At 60.1% G+C, this 26540-nt stretch carries 27 protein-coding genes and 1 tRNA gene; 18 read left to right on the top strand and 10 right to left on the bottom strand.

The window, feature by feature from the left end; genetic code table 11:
• Window positions 1-4: 4 nt before the first annotated feature.
• The 9 genes from lptB to BLU78_RS11820 all read left to right on the top strand — a co-directional run bounded on the left by lptB (window position 5) and on the right by BLU78_RS11820 (window position 10020).
• Complete coding sequence (gene lptB, locus BLU78_RS11860; RefSeq protein WP_010265847.1) at window positions 5-799, top strand: LPS export ABC transporter ATP-binding protein; 795 nt, start codon at window positions 5-7, stop codon at window positions 797-799.
• A 3-nt stretch (window positions 800-802) separates the two neighbouring features.
• On the top strand, window positions 803-2047 hold the full coding sequence (aroA, locus tag BLU78_RS11855) for a 3-phosphoshikimate 1-carboxyvinyltransferase (RefSeq protein ID WP_010265849.1): 1245 nt from the start codon (window positions 803-805) through the stop codon (window positions 2045-2047).
• A 12-nt stretch (window positions 2048-2059) separates the two neighbouring features.
• Complete coding sequence (locus BLU78_RS11850; protein ID WP_010265851.1) at window positions 2060-3034, top strand: chorismate synthase; 975 nt, start codon at window positions 2060-2062, stop codon at window positions 3032-3034.
• A complete protein-coding gene (prmC, locus tag BLU78_RS11845) occupies window positions 3034-3873 on the top strand; it encodes a peptide chain release factor N(5)-glutamine methyltransferase (RefSeq protein WP_010265853.1) in 840 nt (279 codons plus the stop codon). The genes BLU78_RS11850 and prmC overlap by 1 nt, the downstream gene beginning before the upstream one ends.
• The gene (locus BLU78_RS11840) at window positions 3855-4367 is read left to right on the top strand and encodes a regulatory protein RecX (RefSeq protein ID WP_010265856.1); all 513 of its coding nucleotides are present in this window, start codon (window positions 3855-3857) and stop codon (window positions 4365-4367) included. The genes prmC and BLU78_RS11840 overlap by 19 nt, the downstream gene beginning before the upstream one ends.
• The gene (locus BLU78_RS11835; protein ID WP_010265859.1) at window positions 4352-6079 is read left to right on the top strand and encodes a M23 family metallopeptidase; all 1728 of its coding nucleotides are present in this window, start codon (window positions 4352-4354) and stop codon (window positions 6077-6079) included. Before BLU78_RS11840 ends, BLU78_RS11835 begins: the two co-directional genes overlap by 16 nt.
• 56 nt (window positions 6080-6135) lie before the next feature.
• A complete protein-coding gene (locus BLU78_RS11830; RefSeq protein WP_010265862.1) occupies window positions 6136-6516 on the top strand; it encodes a response regulator in 381 nt (126 codons plus the stop codon).
• Between the two features lie 199 nt (window positions 6517-6715).
• Window positions 6716-8698: a sensor histidine kinase gene (locus BLU78_RS11825; RefSeq protein ID WP_010265865.1), complete on the top strand. Its 1983-nt coding sequence runs from the start codon at window positions 6716-6718 to the stop codon at window positions 8696-8698.
• Entirely contained in the window at window positions 8695-10020 is a 1326-nt protein-coding gene (locus BLU78_RS11820) for a sensor histidine kinase (protein WP_010265867.1), read from the top strand. Before BLU78_RS11825 ends, BLU78_RS11820 begins: the two co-directional genes overlap by 4 nt.
• 50 nt (window positions 10021-10070) lie before the next feature.
• On the opposite strand, the gene BLU78_RS11815 is transcribed toward BLU78_RS11820, so the two are convergent.
• A tRNA-Arg gene (locus BLU78_RS11815) sits at window positions 10071-10144 on the bottom strand.
• 221 nt (window positions 10145-10365) lie between these two features.
• Here BLU78_RS11815 and BLU78_RS11810 point away from each other — a divergent pair.
• The 8 genes from BLU78_RS11810 (at window position 10366) to BLU78_RS11775 (ending at window position 18366) form a co-directional block, all read left to right on the top strand.
• A complete protein-coding gene (locus BLU78_RS11810; RefSeq protein ID WP_074712110.1) occupies window positions 10366-10923 on the top strand; it encodes a 30S ribosomal protein S16 in 558 nt (185 codons plus the stop codon).
• A 122-nt stretch (window positions 10924-11045) separates the two neighbouring features.
• Complete coding sequence (gene rimM, locus BLU78_RS11805) at window positions 11046-11561, top strand: ribosome maturation factor RimM (protein WP_010265870.1); 516 nt, start codon at window positions 11046-11048, stop codon at window positions 11559-11561.
• 1 nt (window position 11562) lies between these two features.
• Complete coding sequence (gene mnmA / locus BLU78_RS11800) at window positions 11563-12765, top strand: tRNA 2-thiouridine(34) synthase MnmA (RefSeq protein ID WP_010265871.1); 1203 nt, start codon at window positions 11563-11565, stop codon at window positions 12763-12765.
• A gap of 270 nt (window positions 12766-13035) precedes the next feature.
• On the top strand, window positions 13036-13275 hold the full coding sequence (locus BLU78_RS11795) for a helix-turn-helix domain-containing protein (RefSeq protein WP_010265872.1): 240 nt from the start codon (window positions 13036-13038) through the stop codon (window positions 13273-13275).
• Window positions 13276-13287: 12 nt separating this feature from the next.
• A complete protein-coding gene (locus BLU78_RS11790) occupies window positions 13288-14103 on the top strand; it encodes an endonuclease/exonuclease/phosphatase family protein (protein WP_010265873.1) in 816 nt (271 codons plus the stop codon).
• Between the two features lie 163 nt (window positions 14104-14266).
• Window positions 14267-16996 carry a pyruvate, phosphate dikinase gene (gene ppdK, locus BLU78_RS11785; RefSeq protein WP_010265875.1) on the top strand — a complete coding sequence of 910 codons (2730 nt, stop codon included), beginning with the start codon at window positions 14267-14269 and terminating at the stop codon, window positions 16994-16996.
• Window positions 16997-17179: 183 nt separating this feature from the next.
• Window positions 17180-17641, top strand: coding sequence for an outer membrane beta-barrel protein (locus BLU78_RS11780; RefSeq protein ID WP_010265877.1), 462 nt, complete (start codon window positions 17180-17182; stop codon window positions 17639-17641).
• Window positions 17642-17850: 209 nt separating this feature from the next.
• The gene (locus BLU78_RS11775) at window positions 17851-18366 is read left to right on the top strand and encodes an outer membrane beta-barrel protein (RefSeq protein WP_026020841.1); all 516 of its coding nucleotides are present in this window, start codon (window positions 17851-17853) and stop codon (window positions 18364-18366) included.
• 101 nt (window positions 18367-18467) lie between these two features.
• Here BLU78_RS11775 and BLU78_RS11770 read toward each other — a convergent pair whose 3' ends face one another.
• Genes BLU78_RS11770 through BLU78_RS11750 form a run of 5 tightly spaced genes read right to left on the bottom strand, consistent with a single transcriptional unit; the run spans window position 18468 to window position 21793 of the window.
• On the bottom strand, window positions 18468-18989 hold the full coding sequence (locus BLU78_RS11770; protein ID WP_231290995.1) for a hypothetical protein: 522 nt from the start codon (window positions 18987-18989) through the stop codon (window positions 18468-18470).
• A complete protein-coding gene (locus BLU78_RS11765; protein WP_010265882.1) occupies window positions 18982-19284 on the bottom strand; it encodes a TRL-like family protein in 303 nt (100 codons plus the stop codon). Before BLU78_RS11765 ends, BLU78_RS11770 begins: the two co-directional genes overlap by 8 nt.
• 7 nt (window positions 19285-19291) lie before the next feature.
• Entirely contained in the window at window positions 19292-19837 is a 546-nt protein-coding gene (def, locus tag BLU78_RS11760) for a peptide deformylase (protein ID WP_010265883.1), read from the bottom strand.
• Complete coding sequence (ruvX, locus tag BLU78_RS11755; RefSeq protein ID WP_010265884.1) at window positions 19834-20247, bottom strand: Holliday junction resolvase RuvX; 414 nt, start codon at window positions 20245-20247, stop codon at window positions 19834-19836. Before ruvX ends, def begins: the two co-directional genes overlap by 4 nt.
• Window position 20248: 1 nt before the next feature.
• Window positions 20249-21793 (bottom strand): glycine--tRNA ligase, encoded by a 1545-nt coding sequence (locus BLU78_RS11750; protein WP_010265887.1) that lies wholly within the window; start codon window positions 21791-21793, stop codon window positions 20249-20251.
• Window positions 21794-22131: 338 nt separating this feature from the next.
• Between BLU78_RS11750 and BLU78_RS11745 the strand changes: the two genes are divergently transcribed.
• Window positions 22132-23406: a BACON domain-containing protein gene (locus BLU78_RS11745; RefSeq protein WP_231290997.1), complete on the top strand. Its 1275-nt coding sequence runs from the start codon at window positions 22132-22134 to the stop codon at window positions 23404-23406.
• 72 nt (window positions 23407-23478) lie between these two features.
• On the opposite strand, the gene BLU78_RS11740 is transcribed toward BLU78_RS11745, so the two are convergent.
• From BLU78_RS11740 to BLU78_RS11725, 4 genes are read right to left on the bottom strand one after another with little or no spacing between them, the layout of a single operon-like run.
• Window positions 23479-24117, bottom strand: coding sequence for a JAB domain-containing protein (locus BLU78_RS11740; RefSeq protein WP_026020842.1), 639 nt, complete (start codon window positions 24115-24117; stop codon window positions 23479-23481).
• Window positions 24098-24874, bottom strand: a complete 777-nt coding sequence (gene rnc / locus BLU78_RS11735; RefSeq protein ID WP_010265891.1) for a ribonuclease III — start codon at window positions 24872-24874, stop codon at window positions 24098-24100. The genes BLU78_RS11740 and rnc overlap by 20 nt, the downstream gene beginning before the upstream one ends.
• 35 nt (window positions 24875-24909) lie before the next feature.
• Window positions 24910-26157, bottom strand: a complete 1248-nt coding sequence (fabF, locus tag BLU78_RS11730; RefSeq protein WP_010265893.1) for a beta-ketoacyl-ACP synthase II — start codon at window positions 26155-26157, stop codon at window positions 24910-24912.
• Window positions 26158-26203: 46 nt separating this feature from the next.
• The gene (locus BLU78_RS11725; protein WP_010265895.1) at window positions 26204-26440 is read right to left on the bottom strand and encodes an acyl carrier protein; all 237 of its coding nucleotides are present in this window, start codon (window positions 26438-26440) and stop codon (window positions 26204-26206) included.
• Between the last annotated feature and the right edge of the window lie 100 nt (window positions 26441-26540).

Raw genomic sequence — 26540 nt, 5'->3', positions numbered from 1 at the left:
CGCAATGCGTCTTTACACCAGTGAACTCGTAAAAAAATACAAGGCCCGCACGGTCGTGGACCATGTGTCGATCGACGTCAACCAGGGCGAGATCGTCGGACTGCTGGGCCCCAACGGAGCCGGCAAGACCACTACGTTCTACATGATCGTGGGACTCATCAAACCCAACGAGGGACGCATTTTCCTCGAGAGCGACGAAGGACAGACCACCGAGCTGACCGACTACCCGGTCTACCGCCGCGCCCAGCTGGGCGTGGGCTATCTGGCCCAGGAGGCGTCGGTGTTCCGCCGCCTCTCGGTCGAAGACAACATCCGCGCGGTGCTCGAGATGACCTCCTATTCGAAAGAGTACCAGGCCGAACGGGTCGAGGCGCTGATCGAGGAGTTCCGCCTGCAGAAAGTGCGCAAGAGCCTCGGCATCCAGCTCTCGGGCGGCGAGCGCCGACGCACGGAGATCGCCCGCGCGGTAGCCATCAACCCGGCCTTCATCCTTTTGGACGAACCGTTCGCCGGCGTGGACCCGATCGCCGTGGAGGATATCCAGTCGATCGTGGCGACGCTCAAACACAAGAACATCGGCGTAATCATCACCGACCACAACGTCGACGAGACGCTGGCCATCACCGACCGCACCTACCTGCTCTATGAGGGCAAGATTCTGAAAACCGGTACGGCCGAGGAGCTGGCCGCCGACCCGATGGTCCGCAAGGTCTACCTCGGGCAGCATTTCGAGCTCAAAAAGAGCCACCAACTGACACAGGAGATGAAAAACCGCATAGGACAGGAGACAAAAGAGTAATTTATGGACAAAACGGCTGGCCCGGGCCGTGTCAAAGGCACACTGACACCGCCCTGTTCGAAAAGTTATGCCCAGCGCGCCCTCGCGGCGGCGCTGCTCTCGGAAGAGGTCTCGGTATTGCGCAACCTCGAATTCTGCGACGACACCCGCTCGGCCCTGCGCTGCATCGAGGCGCTGGGCGCCCGGGTCCGCCAGGCAGACCCCACGACGCTCTCCATCGAGGGCGGGCTCGCCCCCAGGGTCAGCCGGCTCAACGTCGGCGAATCGGGGCTCGCGACACGCCTTTTCACCCCCTTGGCATCGCTCTGCTCCACGCCCATCGTTATCGAGGGGCGCGACTCGCTGCTGCGCCGCCCGATGGGGATGATGCTCGAACCCCTGCGCCGGCTGGGCGTACAGGTCCGTGACAACGACGGCTTCCTGCCGATCGAGGTCTGCGGCCCGATCCGCGGCGGGGAGGTCGAAGTCGACGGATCGGTCTCGTCGCAGTTCATCACGGGGCTGCTGCTGGCCCTGCCCAAAGCCAAACAAGACACGACGCTGCGCGTACAGGGCGCGGTGTCGACACCTTATTTAGATATGACGCTCGACACGGCGGCCCGTTTCGGCGTGGAGATCAGCCAGCGCGACTACGAGGAGTTCTACATCCCGGGACGCCAGCACTACCGCTCGACCTATTTCAGCATCGAAGGCGACTGGAGCGCCGCGGCCATGCTGCTGGTGGCGGGCGCCACGGCGGGAGAGATCACCGTGCGCAACGTCTCGATGCTCTCCAAGCAGGCCGACACGGCCATCTGCACGGCGCTGGTGCGCGCCGGCGCGGCGGTCATCAACGAACCGGAATCGGTGACGGTCCAGCACCGTCCGCTGCACGCTTTCGAGTTCGACGCCACCAACTGCCCCGACCTCTTTCCGGCGCTCGCCGCACTTGCCGCGGCGGCCGACGGCGTGAGCGAGATCCGCGGCACCTCGCGTCTCGAATACAAGGAGTGCAACCGCGCCGAGGCCATCCGCGACGAATACGCCAAGCTGGGCATCGAAGTCGACACCTCGGAGGAGGACCTGATGCGCATACGCGGCGGGCAGGTGCACGGAGCGCGCACGCGGAGCCACGGCGATCACCGCATGGCCATGTCGCTGGCCGTCGCAGCGCTGCGCTCGGACGGCGAAATCACCATCGAGGGAGCCGAGAGCGTCGCCAAAAGCTATCCCGGATTTTTCGAGGACCTCGAACTCATCCGGTATTAAACCCCGTTGCCCATGAACCAATTCGGACAAAATTTCCGGCTCACCGTCTGGGGTGAGTCGCACGGGACGCAGATCGGCGTCTCGATGGACGGCGTTCCGGCCGGAATCCCCCTTTCGGAGGCGGATTTCGCCGAGGACCTCGCACGCCGCCGCAGCGGAGCCCCCGGAACTACGCCGCGCCGCGAACCCGACCTGCCGCAAATCGTCTCGGGCATCTACAACGGCCATACGACAGGCGCTCCGCTGACCGTCGAATTCGCCAACACCAATACCCGGTCGCAGGACTATTCCAACGTCGTGCGCCACTACCGGCCCTCGCACGCCGACCTGGTGGCCCACCACAAATTCGGCGGGTTCAACGACCCGCGCGGCGGAGGCCATTTCTCGGCCCGCCTGACGCTGGGGCTGGTCGCCGCAGGGGTCGTCGCCAAGAAGCTGCTGCCGGCGGACGTGCGTTTCGCCACGCGGCTCACCGAAATCGGCGGATGCACCGATCCGGCCCGTTTCGACGAAGTGCTGCGCGCGGCGACGGCCGACCGCGATTCGGTGGGCGGCATTGTCGAATGCCGCGTGCAGGGCGTTCCGCTGGGATTGGGAGAGCCGTTCTTCGACTCGGCGGAGAGCATGATCGCCCACCTGCTGTTTGCCGTTCCGGCGGTCAAAGGGGTGGAATTCGGCAGCGGATTCGCGGGCGCACGCCTGCGCGGTTCCGAAAACAACGACTGCTTCACGGATGCCGCAGGCGCCACCGTGACGAACCATGCCGGCGGCATCAACGGCGGCATCACGAACGGCAACGAAATCGTGGTCCGCGCGGCGCTGAAACCCACGCCGAGCATCAGCCGCGAACAGATAACCTATAACCAGGACACCGACCGGGTGGAGCCGCTCGAAATCCGCGGCCGCCACGACGTCTGCGTCGCCCTGCGCGGCGCGGTGGTCGTCGAAGCCGCCGTAGCCATCGCCCTGGCCAACTTCATCCGCTGATGACCCGCCGCGAGACCGTCGACCGCCTGACCGCACGCCTCGTGCCCCTTTACGGGGAGCGCGAAGCCCGCGCGATCGCCCGCAACGCCGTCGCGGAACTCGCCGGACTCCCGCTGTCGGCCCTGCTGACCGACCCCGGAGCGGAACTCGCCGCAGAAGGGCTGGCGGAAGCGGAGGCACAGCTCATCGCCGGAAAACCCTTGCAATATGTCGTCGGACACACCGAATTCTGCGGCCACCGTTTCGCCGTGCGCGAAGGAGTGCTGATTCCGCGTCCCGAGACCGAGGAGCTGGTCGACCGTATCCTGCGCAGCGAACGCGGAAGCAGGAGGATGCTGGACGTGGGAACGGGAAGCGGCTGCATCGCGGCGTCGCTGGCGCTGGGACTTCCCGAAGCGGAGGTCTTCGCCGCCGATATTTCGGACGAAGCGCTGGCCGTCGCCGCAGAGAATTTCCGGACGCTCGACGCCCGGGTCACGCTCCGCAAGGCCGACGCGCTGAACGGACTGGCGGAGGTCTTTCCGGAGCGTTTCGACGTGATCGTCTCGAATCCGCCCTACGTTCCCGAAAGCGACCGCGCGGAGATGCACCCCAACGTCCGCGACCACGAACCCGCCCTGGCGCTGTTCGTCCCGGACGACGACCGCATCCGCTTCTACCGCGCCATCGCGCAGGCCGGGCGTCACATGCTCGCCCCCGGCGGACGGCTCTGGTTCGAGATTTACGAGCACGCCGCGGACGAGGTCGCCCGCATGCTCGGCGACGAACAATATACCGATATCACGGTCTGCAAGGACCTTTTCGATAAACCCCGCATGGTATGCAGCCGGCTGAACTGAAAAAGAGACGCGACAAGACCCCCGATCAGGCGCTCGCCGCGCTGATGCGGCTCTGCGCCCGGGCCGAGAAGTCGGAGAGCGACGCCCGGCGGCTGATGCGCGGCTGGGGACTGGCCGACCGGGATGCCGAACAGGTGCTCGGGAAACTCGTCCGCGACCGCTTCATCGACGACGGCCGCTATGCCGAAGCCTTCGTGCGCGAAAAACTGCGGCTGAGCGGCTGGGGCGCGTACAAAATCCGCACGGCGCTGCAACGCAAAGGCATCCGCAAAGAGCTGATCGACGCGGCATTGGCGCAGGCTGGGGGTACGGACATGGGCGAACGCCTCGCGCAGATGCTCGCCCGCAAGGCGCGGACGGTGAAGGCCGCCACGCCCTATGATTTGAAAACCAAGTTGATACGCTACGGGCTTTCGCTCGGATACGAATACGAAGCGGTGATCGAAGCCGCGTCGGCAATGGAGAGAGAGACAGATACATGCGAAGATTTTTAACCGTTCTGCTGTTTGCCGCGATCGGCCCGGGGGCACAGGCCCAGCGGCTCGATCCCGGCGATTACATTTACCCCATACGCGACGTGGCGCGGCTCTACGCGGCCAACTTCGGCGAGATGCGCCCGGCGCATTTCCACGCAGGCGTCGACATCAAAACCGACGGTGCGGAGGGCAAGCCCCTCGTGGCCGTGGCCGACGGTTACGTTTCGCGCGTGAGCCTTACGGCGGGCGGCTATGGCAGGGCCGTCTATCTCACGCTGCGCAACGGCACGACGGCCGTTTACGGCCACTTGCAGCGTTTCCGCGACGACATCGAGGAGCACGTCCGGCAGGAGCGCACGGCCCGCCGGGCGAACAGCGTCAACCTCTGGTTCGGCCCCGAAGCGTGGCCCGTGAAGCAGGGCGACGTAATCGGATTCTCGGGCAACAGCGGTTCGTCGATGGGTCCGCACCTCCATTTCGAGATCCGCGACACCCCGACCCAGCGGCTCTACAACATCGTCCGCGAGGGCGTCATCCGCCCCGAGGACAACCTCCCGCCCCGCATCATGCGTCTGCATTACGTCGAGGTCGACACCCTGCAAGGCGTTCCGGTCCGCAGCCGCATGGAGAGCTATGCCGTGGTCCGCGAGGCCGAAGGACGCTACCGCCTGACGCGCGAGGAACCCGTCGGCGTGGGGCGCAAGGGGTATTTCGTGGCCGAGGTCACCGACCGCCGCAACGGCGTGCACAACACGTTCGGCATCTGGCGCATCACGGCTTCGGTTGACGGCGTCCCCTATTTCGAATACCGCATGGACGGCTTCACCCACGACCTGTCGCGCTGCTGCGACGCCGTGAGCTGCTATCCGCTCCAACTCGACTCGCGCAACGAGGCGATCCGCCTGGCCCGGCTGGCCGGTTCGCCCGACTGTTTCTATCCCACAATGGAGGAGCACGGCGTGGTACGCACGGACGAAGGGCAGCTGCGGCGCATCCGTATCGAGGCCGAAGACGACTGCGGCAACCGCTCGGCGCTGGAATTTACGGTCCGCGGACGCTCGGAGAGTTTCCGGGCGGAAGCCGACACGGCAGCCGTCGCCATCTATCCCGACCGGACCTCGCTCGTGCAGGTCGGCCGCGAGGCCCGGGCCAGCATCCCCGAAGGGGCGCTCTACGAACCGATATTCGTGAAACCCGAACGCCGGGAGGCCCCGCAGGCCGATTCGGGCGTCGTGGTGCTTTCGCCCGCCTACCGCTTCCTCAACCCCGACACGCCGTTGCGGCATCCCGCAGCAGTCACCATCCGTACCCGCGTGCCGCGACCGCTGCAACTGCAAACCGTGCTGGCCGTGCGCAACCGCAAAGGCCGGCTGTCCAGCATCGGAGGTTCCTATGCGAACGGCGCCGTGACGGCCACGACCTACGCCACGGGCGACCTGGCCGTGGTGGCCGATACGCTGCCGCCTTCGATCCGCCCCCTCTTCGCCGAGGGCGCCGACCTCTCGAAGTCCGAAAGCCTGCGCTTCCGCGTCGCCGACAATTTCTCGGGCATCGCCTCGTGGACGCTGCGCATCGACGGCGAATGGGTCCCCTGCGACCGTTTCCCCATGAAGGGCACGCTCGTCCATTTCTTCGGCAATCCGGCGCAGCGGCGCAAACACGAGGTGCAGCTTTCGGTGAGGGACGGATGCGGCAATACGGCACATTTCAAGGGCATATTTTACCGGTAATGAGCGCGGATTGCAAAATATTTCCTATATTTGCGCTAAGAGCAATTTCTACAAACATGACTGACAACAATACATCAGAACGTAAACCGCTGATACTGATTGCGGAAGATGTCGAAAGCAACTACAAGCTGCTGGAAATAATCCTCAAAAAAGAGTATAACCTGCTGTGGGCCAAGAACGGTAAGGAGGCGGTAGAGTACGCTCTCGCAGAGCATCCCGACGCCGTACTGATGGATATCAAAATGCCCGTGATGGACGGCATCGAAGCCCTGAAGGAGATTCGCCGCCACACGACCGAACTGCCCGTCATCATGCAGACGGCCTATGCATTCGACACCGACCGGCGCATCGCCGAGGAGGCCGGCTGCAACGGATTCATCACCAAGCCCGTCATGCCGCGCGAACTGAAAATGTATCTCGACAAATATCTCAAATAGCGGCTTCGACAAGCCGTTTTCCCGAAAAGCAGGCCGGAAATTTGTCCGGTCTGTTTTTTTTAGTACTTTAGCATCCGCAAAAGCGTCGTTCCTGCAAATGTATTTTTCCCGGCACATATTCTTCGTAATATGCGTCCTGATGTGCTCCGCCCCGGGTGCTCGGGCGCAACATCAATTATCCGACAGCCTGCAACAGGCGTTGGCCCACACAGCCGATCCCGAAGACCGGGTGCAACTGCTTCTCAACCTGAAAGATATCAACGAGGATTCGAACCTCAACCTGGCTTATTCGATCCAGCTCTTCCGCGAGGCGGCCGCCACCGGCGACACCTACGCCATGGCCGTAGCCGCGGTGCCCGTCGTTGCGCAGTATGCCCCCTACCCCGAAAAAGAGGACTCGCTCCGCTACTACATCTCGAAACTGCGGGAAATGACTCCCGGGACTCCCGAGGAGGGTATGGACGCTCTCGCCGAAATGAGCGACGGATTCTACCGCCTGCGCAGCGAATACAACCGGGAAGAGGCGCTGCGGCTGGCACACGCCATCCGCAGGTGGTGCGACGACGACGCGGCACACCCGGACAACGTTTTCCACCAAGTGAAGCGGCTCATGCTGAAAGGCCATGCCGGAGCGACGATCGATTACTACGAAAAAGGCATAAGGCATGCCTTCATTCCTCAGACCCGATTCTGGGAGGAGGCTTTCGAACTCATCCGGCAGATGCCCGACCAGATCGTCCGCCACAACTTCGCCAATCTGGTCTACTATGTCCTCAGCGGCGCCTACAACCAGGCCAGACGCTACGACAAACAGGAGAAGCTGACCTCCGATTATGTCGACATGCTCGACGCCTACTATGCCGCCGAGGAGCGTCTGGGCCGACGCCCCTATCTTTACCGGGACAACAGCTATGTGAATCCTTTCCGGCAGCTGATCCGCTGCACGCTCAACATCAAACGCGACGACCTGGCGGAGATGCATTTCAAACAGTTTCGCCGGCGCATGATGAACGCTGACGGAGAGAACCTGCTGCGCAACAAGACCTACCTCTATGAATTGGGCTATCTCTGGAAAGGCATCCGGGGCGACTATGCACAGAGCATCCTCTACTGCGATTCGCTGATCACGATGATCGGTCAGGGCAAAGGCTATTTCCGCATGAATCCCTCGAAGATCTACCAGGTCCACCGCGACCGGAGCCTGATGCTGGCGCGCGCAGGCCGGTACGAGGAGTCATACGCCGCTTACGAACGCACACGGGAGATACAGGACTCGATCTTCAACGCCGGACAGCTCGAACGGAGCGAAACCATCCGCCTGCGTCACGACATGGACCGTCTGAAACTCGCCGAGACCCGCGCCGTGATCCGCAACCGCACGGCGGCGCTCATCTCGTTCATCGCTTTCGGCATCCTGCTGCTCGGCACGGGCGTCTACCTCGCCGTCGCACTGCGCCGCAACCGCCGTCTGCAGGCCGACATCGCCCGCCACGCCCTCAAAGCGCAGGAAAGCGAACGCATGAAATCGATCTTCGTCAACACGATCTGCTGCCGCATCGGGCCGCCGCTGAAAGCCATCGACCGCACGGCACATACGGTAATGACCACCGAAGCCCCCGTCGCCGACCGGAGGCCGTTGCTCGAAGAGATCCGGGAAAATACCGACCTGCTGCTCTCGACGCTCGACAACATGCTCGAAGCCGCCAGCCTCGACAGCCTGACCGAAAGGCTCCGGGTGGAACCGGTGGATATCGACCGGCTGTGCCGTGCGGAATTGATCGCGGTCCGCCGTCTCCGGCAAGGACAGGATATCGAATACACGATCGAAACCCCGGGAGAGGCGTGCATCGTCCCGACGCATCCCAAATACTTCGCGCTGGTGGTCCGTGCCCTGCTCGACAACGCCCGCAAATTCACCAGCAAAGGACGCATCTCGCTCAGCTACGAGACCGACGCCGCGGCCAACGAACTCCGCGTACGGATCACCGACACCGGCTGCGGAGTCCCTCCCGGACGCCGGGAAGAGCTGTTCGGCCCGCTGGCCGACCCTTCGTCCGAATCGCGCGGCCTGAGCCTCGCGCTCTGCCGCATGATCGCCGAACACCTCGCGGGTTCGATACGCCTCGATGCAGGCTATACGAAAGGGGCGCGGTTCATCTTCACCGTTCCGTTGAAACCATGACCGGATTCATTCGCCATACCCTCGCCGCAGCGGCATTGCTGCTGCTGGCCCTGACGGCCGGACCGCATCCGACAGCCGCACAGCCATGGGCTCCCCGGGACGGAGGCAATCCCTACGGCGGAACCCCGGGAATGCACCTCTTCCTGCCCAGCCGGTTCATCGAATCGATCCGCCGGGACCGGCTGACCATGGCCCGCATCCGCAATTACCGGGAAGCCTACCGCAAGGCCGCCGACAGCGGCGCATACGACCGGGCGCTCGCCTACGCCGACTCGCTGGTCCACATGGCCGAATACCACCGCATACCGGGGGTGACCTTCACGGGCGGCTACCTGAAACGCGCCCGGATGCTCCATCTCCTGCAACGCGACGCCGAAGCCTGCGCGACTTTCGACCGCGCCGTGGCGGTGCAGGATTCGGTCATGCACCTCGAGCAGAGCCAGACGCTACGCGAAATGCAGTCTTCGTATGAACTGGACCGGCTGGAACTCGACAAGGCGCTGCTCACCGCCCACCACCACAAGAGGGCCCTCATCTCACTGGCCCTGCTGATCTCGGCGATCGGAGCGGGAATCGGGTTCATCTACGCCGGGAACCGCCGCACCCAGCGGCTTCAGCGCGAACTGCTGCAACAGATGCAGCAGGTGCACGAAAGCGAGGTCAAAAAGGCGGATTTCATCAACTCGATATGCCACGAGGTGCGCACGCCGCTCAACAGCATCACGGGGTTCTCGGAACTGCTCTCCACCGAGGAGGTGCCGCCCGAGGCCCACGCTCAATACTGCGAAATCATCCAGGAGAGCCGCCGCCAGCTGCGCTATCTGTTCGACGACCTGCTGGAAGTCTCCTATCTCGAGAACCTCACCGAGCCGTTGCAGCGTGATTATCTGGACATCTGCGCCTTGTGCCGCACGCAGCTGCGGGTGATGAAGGTCCGTTACCCCAAGGCGGGTGTGGCTTACGCCGACGGGATTCCCGTGGAGCCGATCGCGGCGATTTCGAGCGAGAAATACCTCACGATCCTCCTCATGGCGCTGCTGGGCAATGCGCAGAAGTTCACCCGCCTGGGAGAGGTTCGACTCGAATGCAGCCGGGACGAAGAGCACTTCAGCATCACCGTCACGGACTCCGGATGCGGCATTCCGTCCGAGCAATACGACCATGTCTTCGAACGTTTCACCAAGCTCGACACCTTCAGCCAGGGTAACGGACTGGGGCTGTACCTCTGCCGCCTGATCGTCCGCCACCTGGGCGGCGAAATCCATATCGACCCCGACTACACCGGCGGCACACGCGTAGTGACGACCCTGCCTCGCAAATAACGGATACGAAAAACGGGATGCCCAAAAGGACATCCCGTTGAAAACCGACGTGATTCCGGAGCGGTTCGAACGCTCGACCCACAGCTTAGAAGGCTGTTGCTCTATCCAACTGAGCTACGGAACCAACATGCACGGCATATAAACGATGCGAATTGCGGGTGCAAAGATAGGAAAAAGTTTTTCATTTTCCATCGACATCCGACATTCAAACCGTAAATTTACAGTCTCAAAATACGGATTTTTACAGCATTTATTTTGCCGGGCGGAATATTTTCCCTACATTTGCAGGCTTAAAAGCCCGAATGGGTGAGCGTTTTAATAACTTATAACAAAATTTTATAGCAAATGGCTGTTAAAATTCGTCTGGCACGTCACGGTAAGAAAGGTTATGCTTTCTATCACATCGTTGCCGCAGATAGCAGAGCGCCACGTGATGGTAAATTCATCGAAAAGTTGGGTACCTACAACCCCAACACGAATCCTGCTACGATTGATCTGGACTTCGTGAAAGCCCTGGATTGGTTACAGAAAGGCGCACAACCTACGGATACTTGTCGGGCTATTCTCTCGTACAAGGGCGTAATGTACAAGAAACACCTGCTTGGCGGCGTTGCCAAAGGTGCGTTCACCGAGGCAGAAGCCGAAGCCCGCTTCAACAAGTGGCTGGAAGCCAAAGCCGCCAAGATCGAGGCCAAGACCAACAAGCTGTCGACCGACGCCAAGTCGGCCGAGAAGGCTCGTCTGGCTGCCGAGGCCAAGATCAAAGAGGAGCGCGCTGCCGCAATCGCCGAGAAGAAGGCTGCCGCAGAGGCCGCTGCCCGCGAGGCTGCTGCCGAAGCCGCTGCCGAGACTGCCGAGGCTCCCGCAGAGGAGGCCGCTCCGGAAGCTCCCGCCGCCGAATAAGGCGCCGCGAGTGAGGGGAAGGGCGCAGCAAGTGTTTCCTGCTCCGATAAAAACGGTAAACTTCCCCTTGGGACGGTTTACCGTTTTTTTTGTATTTTTACACCGTAATTCACAACCCTATTATGATCGTTCCTGCTGGCAGAATCAATAAACTATTCGGCACCGAGGGCGGGGTGATGCTCTCGCTCTACCCCGTTTTTCCCGACGACTTCACGACCGACATCCCGCTGCGGGTCACCATCGACGCACTGGAGGTCCCGCTCTGGTGCGAGCGTTTCGAACGCCGCGGTCAGTCGGGAGCCACCGCCACGTTCGCCGATTTCGACACCGAGCGCCGCGTACAGGAGTTGCTGGGACTGGAGTTCCGCATCGAGCTGGAGGATGATGACGAGGACGACGAGTTCTATCTCGAGGACCTGATCGGCTTTGCCGTGGAGGCCGAGGAGACAGGGGCGCCGGAAAAATTCAAAGGAACGATCTCGGACTATTACGACAGCGACGCCAATCCGCTGTTCGAACTGGAGACCGGCGGACGGCGGATACTGGTGCCCGCCGCCGAGGAATTTATCGCACACATCGACTTCGAAGGCCGCACGATGCACCTCGTGCTCCCCGAAGGACTTTTGACATTGGAATAGAATGGCACGGGTGGTAATCGGACTTTCGGGCGGCGTCGATTCGTCGGTGGCGGCCTGGCTGCTGAAACAGCAGGGACACGAGGTCATCGGCCTGTTCATGATCAATTGGCACGACACCACGGGCACGCTCGAGGGCGACTGTCCGTGGCACGACGACCGGGTCTTCGCCGAACTGGTGGCCAAGAAGCTGGACATCGCCCTGCACGTGGTCGACCTCTCGGACGAATACCGCAAACGTGTGGTCGAGTATATGTTCGCCGAATACGAACGGGGGCGCACGCCCAATCCCGACGTGCTGTGCAACCGCGAGATCAAATTCGACGTTTTCCTGCGCGAAGCGTTGAAACTCGGGGCCGACTACGTCGCCACGGGCCACTACTGCCGCAAGGCGGAGGTGACGCTGCCCGACGGCCGCACGGTCTATAAACTGCTGGCCGGCAGCGATCCCAACAAGGACCAGAGCTATTTTCTCTGCCAGCTCTCGCAGGAACAGCTGCGCTATGCGCTGTTCCCCGTCGGGGATTTGCTGAAGCCCGAAGTACGGCGCATCGCCGCCGAGCAGCATCTCGCCACGGCCAAGCGCAAGGATTCGCAGGGCATCTGCTTCGTCGGCAAGGTCGACCTGCCGACCTTTCTCCAGCAGAAACTCACCCCCAAGCGGGGCAATGTGCACGAAATACTCCCCTCCTGGCCTAAATTCCGCCGGGAAGCCGCTCCTGCCGACGGTTCCGAACCCTCGGACGAACTGTTGGCGGCATTGGCCGAACCGTGGCACTACACCGTGCGCGACGGCAAGAAAATCGGCGAACACAACGGCGCCCATTTCTACACCGTCGGCCAGCGCAAGGGCCTCGGCATCGGAGGACGCAAGGAGTCGCTGTTCATCCTCTCGACGGACGTGGCGCAGAACGTGATCTACGTCGGCGAGGGCGACGCACACCCGGGGTTGTGGCGCCCGGCGCTGTACATCGCCCCGGAGGAGGTGCACTGGGTCAACCCCTCGCGCGAGATGGCGTCCGGCGCGAGCGCCCGGTTCTCCGTGCGCATCCGCTACCGTCAGCCGTTGCAGGGAGCGACGCTCCACATGCGTCCGAACGGCGTGTACATCCTCTTCGACGAGCCCCAGCGGGGCATCACCCCGGGGCAGTTCGCCGCGTGGTATGACGGCGACGAACTGGTCGGCTCGGGGGTAATCCAGGCGTAAAACGCCGGATTTAAAAGCGGTACACGGGTATTAGAATCATATCCGGTTCCGCGCTTCCAACGTACAATCTTTTTCCACCTTTAACAAGCGTCATTGCGAGGCATCGCAGATGCCGCGGCAATCTGAAGGGAACTTACAACACCGCAGATTGCCGCGTCGCTACGCTCCTCGCAATGACAAATATTAAACGCCAACCTATACATAGGCGAATTTAAGTTATAACTAAATCTTTCCGTTGGCATAATTTTTAGTTTTACATCATCTAAACAGATGCTTGTGAAACCGAAAAGTGCATTCGACAAATACGTCAGCGCAGCCGTCCGCAAGGAGCGGATGGCTCAGCGTGTTTCGCAGGCAACATTGGCATACGGAATCGGAGTGAGCGACGGGTTCATCAGTCAGGTAGAGAGCCCCAAAAGTCCTTCGAAATACAACCTCAATCACATCAACGAAATCGCCAAGTTTCTGGGCTGCTCGCCCCGCGATTTCATGCCCGAAAAGCCACTCTAAACCGGCAGAAGTATGTGGCGCCTGCTGATCATTTTTAATTTTTCATGCTTCATTTTTAATTGCACTACCTACGGGCGGCAACCCATAGGAATCGCCTATTACGACGTGGACCGCCTCTACGACACCGTCCCGGCGCTTTTCTACGACGATTCCGACTACACGCCCGAAGGCCGCCTGCGGTGGACCCCGGAGCGTTACACGCGCAAGATACGCAACACGGCCGCCGTTATCGACTCGATGGCCCTGCCGATCGTGGCCCTGTGGGGCGTGGAGAACGAACAGGTCGTGCGCGACCTCGCCGCGGCCTGCCGGGGCGACTACTCCTACCTCCACCGCACGCTCAATTCGCTCGACGGAATGGATTTTGCGTTGCTTTATTACGGAGACCTTTTCTACCCCACCTACGACGAATCGGGACGCCGCTACCTCTATGTCGAGGGCGAGCTGGGGCGCGACACGGTGGGACTGGTGCTGTGCTCCGACCCGCGCACGGCCCGGTGGCTCATCGGCGACCTGCGCGAAGAACGCCCGCATGCGAAACTGCTCGTCATGGGCCGCACGGAATCACTTTTCACAACCGATCACGGGCTCCGCGACAGAACCCTGCGGGCCGAAAAAGCCGGGCGCGGCAACGTCCGGAGCGCCCGGAAATGGCGGATGCGCGACCGTATCTGGGCCGACACGGCGCTGCAAACTTCCGAAGGCGACGTTTTTGCACGCCGCTATCTGGTTGACCAAAAGAGCGGTAACCCACTCACAACCTACTCCCGAGGGGTCTACCGGGGCGGTTACGGATATTCCCTCCCGGTGTTTGTATACATCCGGTAGATTTTTTTGGAAATTTCGAAAAGTTTTCGTATTTTCGCAATCCCTCGGACGAAAATAAAATTTCGTGTTGCGGTCGCGGCGGCGTTACCGCTATTTTTAGGTTCCGGGGAAACGCGTTCGAAAAAAATTTATATACACATACCAATTAAAAAATCAAAAAACTATGGCAGACGTAAAACGGGTCTATACCTTCGGAAACAAAGAGGCCGAAGGAAACGGCAAAATGCGTGAACTGCTCGGCGGCAAGGGTGCCAACCTTGCGGAGATGAACCTGATCGGCATCCCCGTCCCCCCGGGATTCACCATCACCACGGAAGTGTGTGCGGAGTACTACAAACACGGCAAGGAGGCCGTCATCGAACTGCTCCGCCCCGAAGTCGAGAAGGCGATGAAGAACATCGAGAACCTGACCGGCATGAAATTCGGCGACAAGGAGATGCCGCTGCTCGTTTCCGTCCGCTCCGGAGCCCGCGCTTCGATGCCCGGCATGATGGACACCATCCTCAACCTGGGCATGAACGACCAGGCCGTGGAGGCCGTGTCCAAGCGTACGGGCAACCCGCGTTTCGCATGGGACTCGTACCGTCGTTTCGTACAGATGTACGGCGACGTGGTGCTGGGCATGAAGCCCGTCTCGAAAGAGGATCACGACCCGTTCGAGGTAATCATCGAGGAACAGAAGGAGAAGAAGGGCGTCAAGAACGACACCGACCTGACGACCGACGACCTGAAGGAACTGGTGAAAAACTTCAAAGCCGCCGTGAAGAAGCAGACCGGCGAGGATTTCCCGAGTAATCCGTGGGATCAGCTCTGGGGAGCCGTCTGCGCCGTGTTCGGTTCGTGGATGAACGAACGCGCCATCCTCTACCGCAAGCTCAACAACATCCCCGCCGAATGGGGCACGGCCGTATCGGTACAGGCCATGGTATTCGGCAACATGGGTTCGAACTCCGCAACGGGCGTAGCTTTCTCGCGCGACGCCGCGACGGGTGAGAACCTCTTCAACGGCGAGTACCTCATCAACGCTCAGGGCGAGGACGTGGTAGCCGGCATCCGCACCCCGCAGCAGATCACGATCGAGGGTTCGAAACGCTGGGCCGTAGCCCAGAAGGTCTCGGAAGAGGACCGCAAGGCGAAATTCCCCTCGCTCGAAGAGGTGATGCCCGAGGTTTACAAGGAGCTGTTCGACATCCAGCACCACCTGGAGCAGTACTTTACCGACATGCAGGACATCGAGTTCACCATTCAGGACGGCAAGCTCTGGATGCTGCAGTGCCGCAACGGCAAGCGCACGGGCGCCGCGATGGTCAAGATCGCCATGGACATGCTCCGCGAAGGGCTGATCGATGAGAAGACCGCCGTGCTGCGCTGCGAGCCCGCGAAGCTCGACGAGCTGCTCCACCCCGTCTTCGACAAGAAGGCCATCTCCAACGCACAGGTCATCACCAAGGGTCTGCCCGCATCGCCGGGCGCCGCGACGGGTCCCGTGGTGTTCTTCGCCGAGGATGCCGAGAAAGTGCTCGAGAAGAGCGGTACGCGCGCCATCCTGGTACGTATCGAGACCTCGCCCGAGGACCTGAAAGGCATGCTCGACGCGGCAGGTATCCTGACCGCACGCGGCGGTATGACCTCGCACGCAGCCGTCGTGGCCCGCGGCATGGGCAAATGCTGCGTATCGGGCGCCGGCGAACTGCAAATCGACTACAAGGCCCGCACGATCCAGGTCAACGGATTCACGGTCAAAGAGGGCGACTGGATTTCGCTCAACGGCTCGACGGGCGAGGTTTACCTCGGCCAGGTAGCCACCCAGGCCGCCGACCTGAGCGGCGATTTCGGCAAGCTGATGGAACTCGCCGGCAAATACTCCGTCATGAAGGTCCGCGCCAACGCCGACACCCCGAAGGACGCCGCACAGGCATTCTCGTTCGGCGCCGAGGGCATCGGCCTCTGCCGCACGGAGCACATGTTCTTCGAGGGCGACCGCATCAAAGCGTTCCGCGAAATGATCCTCGCCGACGATGAAGCCGGACGCCGCGTGGCGCTGGCCAAGCTGCTGCCGATCCAGCGCGGAGACTTCGAAGGTCTGTTCAAGGCCATGAACGGATTCCCCGTGACCGTCCGCCTGCTCGACCCGCCCCTGCACGAGTTCGTGCCCCACGATGAGAAAGGCCAGAAAGAGATGGCCGCCGAAATGGGCGTGCCCCTCGCAAAGATCGTCGCCAAGGTCGAGTCGCTGGCCGAGTTCAACCCCATGCTGGGACACCGCGGCTGCCGCCTGGGCAACACCTATCCCGAGATTACCGAGATGCAGGCCCGCGCCATCATCGAGGCTGCCATGAACGTCAAAGCTTCGGGCATGCCCGTGCACGTGGAGATCATGGTGCCGCTGGTGGGCAACCACAAGGAGCTGCGCTACCAGAAGAACATCATCGACGCAACGGCCGAGCAGGTATTCTCGGAGCGCAACGACAAGATCGACTACATGGTCGGCACGATGATCGAAGTTCCCCGCGCCGCCGTGACGGCCAACCAGATCGCCGAGGTCGCCGAGTTCTTCTCGTTCGGTACGAACGACCTGACGCAGATGACCCTCGGATTCTCGCGCGACGACATCGCCAAGTTCCTGCCCGTCTACCTGGATAAAGGCATCCTGAAGAACGACCCGTTCCAGATCCTCGACCAGAACGGCGTAGGCCAGCTGATCCGCGAAGCCGTATTCAAGGGCCGCGGCAAGCGTCCGACGCTCAAATGCGGCATCTGCGGCGAGCACGGAGGCGAGCCTTCGTCGGTGGAATTCTGCCACTATGCAGGTCTGAACTACGTGAGCTGTTCGCCCTTCCGCGTGCCCATCGCACGTCTGGCGGCCGCACACGCAGCGCTCAACCAGAAATAACATCCCCGGCGCCGGAAACGGCCCGCTAAAGCCCCGAAAGCCCGCAGCAGCCATGCCGCGGGCTTTCATTTCATCGGTAAAAAACACCGGTTCGTTGAATATGTTTGGCCGTAACGGGAAAATTTTCTATTTTTGTTTGGAAAACAGTTTGAATAACGTTTATTCAATATAAAAAACGGAAAAATGAAAAAGATTTTATTTACGGCGATCGTGGCACTGTTCGCAGTATCGGCAGTGTCGGCGCAGGACAAAGGCAACTGGGCGCTGGGCCCCCGCATGAACATCTACACCAACACGGGTGACGCCGTGGTAGGTTTGGGAGCATTCGGCCGTTACAGCATCTCGGACAACTGGCGTATCGAACCGTCGCTGACGGCTCTGCTGCACAGCGGATGCTCGATCGACATCAGTATCGATGCCCAGTATCTCTTCCACCTGGGCGAAGGCTGGAGCGTCTACCCCGCAGTGGGTTTCACGGCCAACGACATCGGCAAATGGGCCGCAGGTCTGAACATCGGCGGCGGTTTCGACTTCGAAGTGGCCCGCAACTGGGACCTCTCGGCCGGTCTGAAATGGCAGCCCATGTTCGACGACTGGCGCAAGAATCCCGTAGTCATCAGCATCGGCGCAGCCTACAAGTTCTAAAACGGCTCGTCCGGATAAAACGAATCCCGGAAACCAAGATGGTTTCCGGGATTTTTCGTATCCGCAGACACCGGCCATCAAGTCCATCCACCTCGGCACGTGTATTGTACGTCCTCAGAAAAACAAAAAAACAGCCACGGGGTTAATGCCCCGGCAGAAACGATAAATAACCAATTCGTCACTCATGTATAATTTTTAATTGAACAACCATGAAAAAAATTCTTCTTATCGCTCTCGCAGCCTTGTTTGCCTGGACGGCATCGGCGCAGAACAACAACTACCGCAACGCCGCCAATTACCGCGCGGGCACCGCCAACCGCACGGGCAGCGACTACCGCAGCGCGGTAGGTCCGCGTGTGAACTTCTACACCAACACAGACGACGCCTCGGTCGGAATCGGCGCTTACTACCGCTACAGCTTCAACGAGCATTGGCGTATCGAACCGTCGATCTACGTGCTGACCGATAAAGACAGCTCGGTAGACATCAATTTCGACGCCCACTACGTATTCCGCATCGCCGACTGGTGGGGCGTATTCCCGCAGGTGGGCGTCGTGGCCAACGACATCCAGGACTGGGCCGTGGGCATGAGCGTCGGCGTCGGCTTCGACTTCAATATCGCACACCGCTGGAACATATCCCCGGGTCTCAAGTACGAGCCGATGTTCAAAAGCGGCCGCGACAACCCGCTGGTAGTCTATGTAGGCGCCGCATATAGGTTCTGACCACATATCCACCCACCCGTCACGAAAAAGCGAGCCCCCTCACGGGAGCTCGCTTTTACCGTTCCGTCGCGGGAAAATACCCGCCTTCCGGAAGCTCGCCCTTACTGCTCATTGATACGGATCATCTCGAAGATCCGGTACCCGACCGGCGCGTAACTGCGCCATGCCGCACGTTTGGCCCGGTATACGTAGGGCCATCCACCGGCATAGAGCGTCACCTCGGGTACGACCCCTTCGTCGAAGAATCCGCAGAGCTGCGAACCGTCGGCGTCGAAAGTATAACGGTGTTTCCATCCTTTCTTCTCCGGTTCGAGGTATAGCTTCTCCACAGGGCCCGCCAGCACCACTTTTCCCGATGCGAAACGCACCGAATCGACCGGAACGGCCTGCGCCATGCGGCATGTGAAATTAATCGTCGCACGACCGCCGCGATGCTCTTTATAGGTGATGTCGAACGTCAGGTCACCCGTCTGCGGGCTCTCGAAGAGCGTCACCGGAAACGTGTGATAAATCACCCCGTCAGTCTCGGCCTTCGAGACATAATGGCTGCGGATGTTCTGCGCCGGAACCATAGACACGGCCCCGATGACACAACATGCAGCCAGCAGCAGGCGTTTAGTCACCGTAAACGATGATCGTATAGATCGTGTAGACCCCGACATAGGACTTGGCCTGATAGTCTACGTGATGGATGCGCGTGATGCCGGCCTCACGGGCTGCGGCCTGAATGCTCGCATCGCCCAGCGCAACAACTCCCAGATAGCCCTTGGCCTCGGCGGTGCCCACCTTGCTCGACCCGGCGTTGCCCGTAACGGCCAATCCGTCCTTCACATCGGTATAGATGCCTCCCACGAGCGGCGACTTGACGCATCCGACGAACATCATGGCCGCGAATGCCAGCGTAAAGATTTTTTTCATAGTCACATTATTTGGTTTTGTAGGCGCAGCGGTATTTCCCCTTCGCCAGATTCAACAGTTTTCCTTTGAGCAGCTGACGGCGCAGCGGGGCGATCCGGTCGGTGAAGACCACGCCTTCGATATGGTCGTACTCGTGCTGGATGACCCACGCCTTGAGCCCCGTGAACTCCTCGTCGTGCTCGACGAAATCGGTGTCCAGGTAGCGCATGCGGATCGCCAGCGACCGCGACACGTCGGCACGGATGCCGGGAAACGAGAGACAGCCCTCGTTGTAGGTCTTCTTCTCTTCGGAATAGGCGTAAATCTCGGGGTTGATGAAGGCGCGCTTGTAGTCGGCGCACGAGGGGTCCTCTTCGCCCCACGGCGTGCAGTCGATGATGAACAGGCGGATGTTCTTGCCGATCTGGGGAGCGGCCAGACCGACGCCTTCGGCCTCCTCGAGCGTGAGGAACATGTCCTCGGCCAGTTTTTTCAGGTCGGGGTAATCGGGCGTTATCTCCTCGCAGTGTTTGCGAAGCGCCTCGTCCCCGTAAATTACAATAGGATAGATCATTTGTTAAATTCCATATAACTCTGCAATATGATCGTTGCAGATATTTTATCCACCAAAGCCTTGTCGCGGCGGGCCATCCTGCCGATGCCGCTTTCGAGCATCGTGCGGTGGGCCATCACCGAGGTAAAACGCTCGTCGTGGAAAACCACCTCCTTGTCGGGCCAGGCCCGCCGCAGGCGTCCGGCCAGCGGTTCGATGAACCTCCACGTTTCGGACGGCGTGCCGTCCATCCGCGAGGGCTTTCCCACAACTATCGTACTAACGTTTTCCCGGGCGAAATATTTCGCCAGCCACGTCTCCAGCTCCTTCGTCGGAACCGTCTCCAGACCTCCGGCGATCAGGCGCAGGGGATCGCTCACGGCAATCCCCGTGCGCTTCGTGCCGTAGTCTATGGCGAGAATGCGGCCCAAATCAGAGGTTCAGCATTTTGAACAGCCTGCGGTAGGAGCACTCCTCCTCGACCATCGCATGCAGGGCCTCGATGCTGACGCGCTCCTGCTGCATCGTGTCGCGGTGGCGGACCGTCACGGTTCCGTCCTCCAACGTCTGGCCGTCGACCGTCACGCAGAACGGCGTACCGATGGCGTCCTGACGGCGGTAGCGCTTGCCGACGGAGTCCTTCTCGTCGTAAACGACGTTGTAATCGTATTTGAGTTCGTCGACGATCTTCCGGGCCACTTCGGGCATGCCGTCCTTCTTCACCAGCGGCAGCACGGCGACTTTGATCGGAGCCAACGCGGGCGGGAATTTCAGCACGACGCGCGAATCGCCGCCGTCCAAAGCCTCCTCGGTATAAGCCGCCGACATCACCTGCAGGAACATGCGGTCCACGCCGATCGAGGTCTCGACCACGTAGGGAACATAGCTTTCGCCCGTCTCGGGATCGAAATACTGCATCTTCTTGCCGGAAAGTTTCTGGTGGCTGCCCAGATCGAAATCCGTCCGCGAGTGGATACCCTCGACCTCTTTGAAGCCGAACGGGAAGTTGTACTCGATGTCGGTGGCGGCATTGGCGTAATGCGCCAGCTTGTCGTGGTCGTGGAAACGGTAGTTGTCGTCGCCGAAGCCCAGCGCACGGTGCCAGGCCATGCGGGTGTTCTTCCACTCGTTCCACCACCCCATCTCGGTCCCGGGGCGCACGAAGAACTGCATCTCCATCTGCTCGAACTCGCGCATGCGGAAGATGAACTGACGGGCCACGATCTCGTTGCGGAAGGCCTTGCCGATCTGCGCGATACCGAACGGAATCTTCATGCGGCCGGTCTTCTGAACGTTCAGGAAGTTGACAAAGATACCCTGCGCCGTCTCGGGACGCAGGTAAATGGTATTCGCCCCCTCGGCCGTGGAACCCATCTGGGTCGAAAACATCAGGTTGAACTGACGCACGTCGGTCCAGTTGCGGGTGCCCGAGATCGGGCAGGCGATCTCGCAGTCGACGATGATCTGGCGCAGCTCCCCGAGGTCATTGGCGTTCAGCGCATCGGCGAAGCGCTTATGCACCTCGTCACGCTTGGCCTGCAGTTCCACGACACGCGGCGAGGTTTCGCGGTACTTGGCCTCGTCGAAATCGGCGCCGAAACGCTTGCGGGCCTTCTCGACCTCCTTTACGATCTTTTCATCCTGCTTGGCCAGCCACTCCTCTACCAGCACGTCGGCACGGTAGCGCTTTTTCGAATCCTTGTTGTCGATCAGCGGGTCGTTGAACGCCGAGATGTGTCCCGAAGCCTCCCAGGTCTTGGGGTGCATGAAAATCGCGGCGTCGATGCCGACGATATTCTCGTGCAGTTTGACCATCGAATCCCACCAGTAGCGTTTGATGTTGTTCTTCAGCTCCACGCCGTTCTGACCGTAATCGTACACGGCACCAAGTCCGTCGTATATCTCGCTCGAGGGGAATACGAAACCGTATTCCTTGCAATGGGCGACCAGCTTTTTGAAAAGTTCTTCCTGAGTCATCGCAATCTATTTTACTTTACTGATTTACCGAATTACAAAAGTACAAAATAAATGGAAAAAGCCCTCGTCGGTACGGATTTTATTTCTATATTTGTGTCGGCAGCCTGCGAGGGCCGCCGACATACGACGATAAAAAGCGCATCGGCTTTTTTCTTACAAGTGAAAATTGGACACTTTCGCGTAAGGTAAGGAATTAGGTTGGTGCTCTCGCTGTTTTTCAGCGTGGGCATATTCCATCATTCTACCTTACGGGTCGTCCAATACCCCACTTGTGAATGTGGAATTTTGCCTGCGCCTTTTGTTAGCGGAAAAGCAACAACTCCTTTAACAAAATAAAAATGAAACCAGCAAAATTCTTCATGGCCTTCATGGCCGCCGCGCTGCTCGCGTCATGCAGCGACAAAGACAACGATTATTCGGGCGATTTCGGGCAGATCAAAGTCCCCGACACCCGGCAATTGGAACAGACCGTCACGGCCAACGACACGCAGACCGCCCGGGGCGTGACCTTCACCACCGAAGGGGCATGGACCTCGACAATCGCCGAAAAGACCCGCGCCGAAGCCCCCGACTGGATCGGAATCTCGCCTGACCACGGCGACGCCGCAGGCAGCTACACGCTGAAAATCACCCTCCAGCCCAACGATTCCGAGGAGTCCCGCACGGCGACGATCGTCATCAACTGCGGCACGTCGAAAATCGAAATCACCGTCACGCAGGAGGGTACGGACAACCCCGTCGAACCGATGCCGGCCAACCGGATAACACGTATCGAAAGCCGCCAGCAGACAATCCGAAACAGCGGCGATTCGGACCCGGAGCGATGGACTTCGACCAGCCACTTCGCATACGACGATGCCGGACGTCTCACGAGTTACGAATGGGACGACACTCCGGAGAACACGGACAACGCCATGGATGAGGTCCTCCGGATCAGCTATCCCGACGCCAAGACCCTGAAACTGTCCGCCGAAACGACGGAATCGCCCGAAAAGGAATCGTACACCGTCACGCTCAACGATGCAGGGCGCGCCGTCGCCGCCCGCAGCGACGACGGTCCCGAACGCTGGACCTTCGCCTACGACGGCAACGGCTGCTGCAAGGAGTGCACCTACGAGGGCGACGAAACCCACTACTACCCGCGCACGGTCTGCCGCTGGAGCGGCAACGACCTCACCGGTCTCGACATCTACCGAGAGCAGGACCTCGATTTCAGCTACGAATTCGAATACCACACCGACCGGCCCAACACGCCCGCATTGTGCAACCTCGACCTCAACGCACTCCTGTTCGACGTATGTCCCGACATCGAGGACGCCGATTTCTTCATGGGGTCGGTACTTTCCGGAATCGGACGTCTGGGCAACCGCAGCGCCCATCTGACGAACACGAACCCGGACGAGAGCGTGTTCGTGGTCGAACAGTTACCCGACGGATCGTTTCGCCGTTTCAGAGTCCTGAACGAGCGGATCGAATGGAAGCAGGTCGACGGACGGATTACCGAGGTTATCTGGTCTCAGGAGGTGGAATGTTTTCTGGAAAAAGACGGCAAGGAGACAGTCATCCCCGAACAAGGCTACAAGGAGACCGAAACGCACCGGATTTTCTATTGACGGACTTTCCTCCCGAAAACCGAACGGCGGTCTTTGTAAGACCGCCGTTTATTTTACCCCCTCCCGGGAGACCTACCGTCCCATCAACCCCTCGCGGCGGAACGAGAAATCCCCTTCGCGGGCGATGATGATGTGGTCCAGCAGACGGATGTCGAACAGCTCCGCGGCACGTGCCACACGTTCGGTCAGCGTCTTGTCCTGCCCGCTCGCCTCGGGAGTGCCCGACGGATGGTTGTGAATCAGAATCAGTTGCGTGGCGAGCAGTTCCAACGCCCGTTTGACGATCAGCCGGTGATCGACCACCGTGCCCGTCACCCCGCCCTGACTCACGCGCTGGCGTTCGATGATGCGGTTCGACGCCGTGAGGTAAACCACCCAGCACTCCTCGTGCGCGAGCCGTTCCAACAGCGGCCGGAACAGCCGCACCACGTCGTCGCTCGTCGTCACGAAATCGGCCTCCGCAGCTTGGTCCGCCGCCACGCGGCGTCCGAACTCCGCGGCGGCCAGCAGCATCCGCGCCCGTTTCAGACCCAGTCCGCCGACCATGCGCAGGCGGGCTTCGGACTCCCCGGCGATGCGCGCCGGCGAACCGTCGTAAGCCTCCAGCAACGCCCGGGCCGTCTGCCCGTCCTCGGTGAGCAGGGTCAGCAACTCGGCGTCGTCAAGGGCATCCGCACCCCGTGCGGCCATTTTATCGTGTATGTTTTTCATGGGCTCTCAGACGATCGACCTTGTCCAGCAGCGAGGCGCACTGCTCGTCGCTCAGGTATTGCGACACGGAAAACGACGCGCGCTGCTCGGCCTCTTTTTTCGAGTCCCCGGCGCCGTGTCCCACCTCCATATCGTCGATCAGCACCGTACAGCAGAATACCGGGTGATTCGACGCATACTCCTTGTCGTGCTCCGTGCGGAACTCGATCCGGTGGCGGTGCTTCTGGCTCCACTCGATCAGACGGCTCTTAAAATCGGTTTCCGACTCGGTGAGCTCCTCCAGGTTCAGAAAACGGAGGTAGATATCGTTTATCAGCAGGCGGTTGACGAACTCATAACCCTGATCCAGATAGACCGCGCCCATCATCGCCTCGAACGCGTCGCCGTAAATATGCTTCTGGGCGATGCCCGCACCGCCGTTCGAGATCACGTGGACATCCAGCCCCAATTTCACGGCCAGCGCATTGAGCGACTGCCGCGAAACGATCTTCGAGCGCAGCTGGGTCATAAACCCCTCGTCCCGATCGGGGTATTCGATGAACAGGTAGTCCGAAGTCACGGCCTCGATCACCGCGTCGCCCAGATACTCCAGGCGCTCGTTGTTGATCGACCGGCCATCCTCCAAAACCAAAGAAGCTGACTTGTGAATCAAAGCCAGCTTGTAAAGTTCGATGTTGTGCGGAATGAATCCGAACAGATCATCGACAATTCTGTAATACGCCCGGTCACGCCCGTAATTCCGCCGCAGCGGACGCAATAGAAAATCAATCACGGCACGGGTCGTTATCGGGGTTAGAGCTTCCGGAAAATGACCGTCGAGTTATGACCGCCGAATCCGAACGTGTTGCTCAGCGTGCACTTCACATCGCGTTTCTGTGCTTTGTTGAGCGTCAGGTTCAATTTCTGGTCGATCTCGGGGTCGAGATTCTCGCAGTTGATCGTGGGGGGCACCACGCCGTGCGTCATCGCGAAGATGCAGGCCAGGGCCTCAACGGCTCCGGCGGCACCCAGCAGGTGGCCCGTCATCGATTTGGTCGAGGAGATGTTGACATTGTAAACGTGCTCGCCCAGAACGCCTGCTACGGCCTTCAGTTCGGGAATGTCGCCCGCGGGGGTCGAGGTTCCGTGTACGTTCACATAGTCGATGTCCTCGGGTTTGATGCCGGCGTCCTTAATGGCGTCGCGCATCGCCTTCATAGCGCCCTTGCCCTCGGGATGGGGAGCCGTAAAGTGGTAAGCGTCGGCCGAAGCGCCTCCGCCGACAACCTCGCAGTAAATCTTCGCGCCGCGTGCTTTGGCGTGCTCATACTCCTCGAGGACCAGTGCCCCGGCGCCTTCGCCGATCACGAATCCGTCGCGGTCCTTGTCGAAGGGACGCGAAGCGTGCTGCGGATCGTCGTTGCGCGTCGAGAGCGCCTGCATGGAGTTGAAGCCGCCGACAGCGGGCTCGTTGACCGCTGCCTCCGAACCGCCCGTGACCATGACGTCGGCCTTACCGTAACGAATGGCGTCGAAAGCGGCCGTGATGCCGTGATTCGACGAAGCGCAGGCCGACACGGTGCAATAGTTCGGGCCCATGAAGCCGTACTTCATGGAGATGAAACCGGCTGCGATGTCGGAGATCATGCGAGGAATAAAGAATGGGCTAAACCGAGGGGTTCCGTCCCCTGCGGCCCAGCCCAGACATTCATCGAAGAAAGATTTGATTCCTCCGATGCCCGAGCTCCAGATAACACCCACCTGCTCCTTGTCGACCGTCTCGAGATCGAGGGCCGAATCCTCCACGGCCTGCGTGGCCGCGATCAGGGCATACTGGGTGAACAGGTCGTATTTGCGAACCTCCTTGCGGTCGAAATACTGGCCCGGGTCGTAATTCTTTACTTCACAAGCAAATTGGGTCTTAAATTTTTCGGCATTGAAATGAGTAATCGGTGCGGCACCGCTGACTCCCTTCTCCAGATTCGAAAAATACTCCTCTATATTATTACCGAGCGGGTTGATCGTACCGATGCCCGTAACAACTACTCTTCTTCCTGTCATAAATTTAAGGCTTTGTTGGCCGTGAACGAATTTCTAAAAGAAAAAATTATTTCTTGTGCTCCTCGATGTAGCTGACAGCGTCACCTACGGTAGCGATCTTCTCAGCGTCCTCATCCGGGATCTGGATATCGAAAGCCTTCTCGAACTCCATGATCAGCTCTACAGTGTCGAGCGAGTCTGCGCCCAGGTGGTTGGTGAAGCTTGCTTCGGGTACTACCTCCGACTCCTTAACACCCAGCTTGTCGACGATGATCTCGACAACTTTTGATTGAACTTCTGACATAATTTTAATTTTTTAGTTAAACAATTATTTGGAAATAGTTCTCATGCATTTCCAGAGCAATTTTGCGCAAAAGTAACACTTTTTTTATTACTTTTGACAA

Source organism: Alistipes timonensis JC136, assembly GCF_900107675.1.
GTDB lineage: Bacteria > Bacteroidota > Bacteroidia > Bacteroidales > Rikenellaceae > Alistipes > Alistipes timonensis.
The sequence above is the reverse complement of the archived record's forward strand: the minus strand, read 5'-3'. Positions and strand labels throughout refer to the sequence as shown.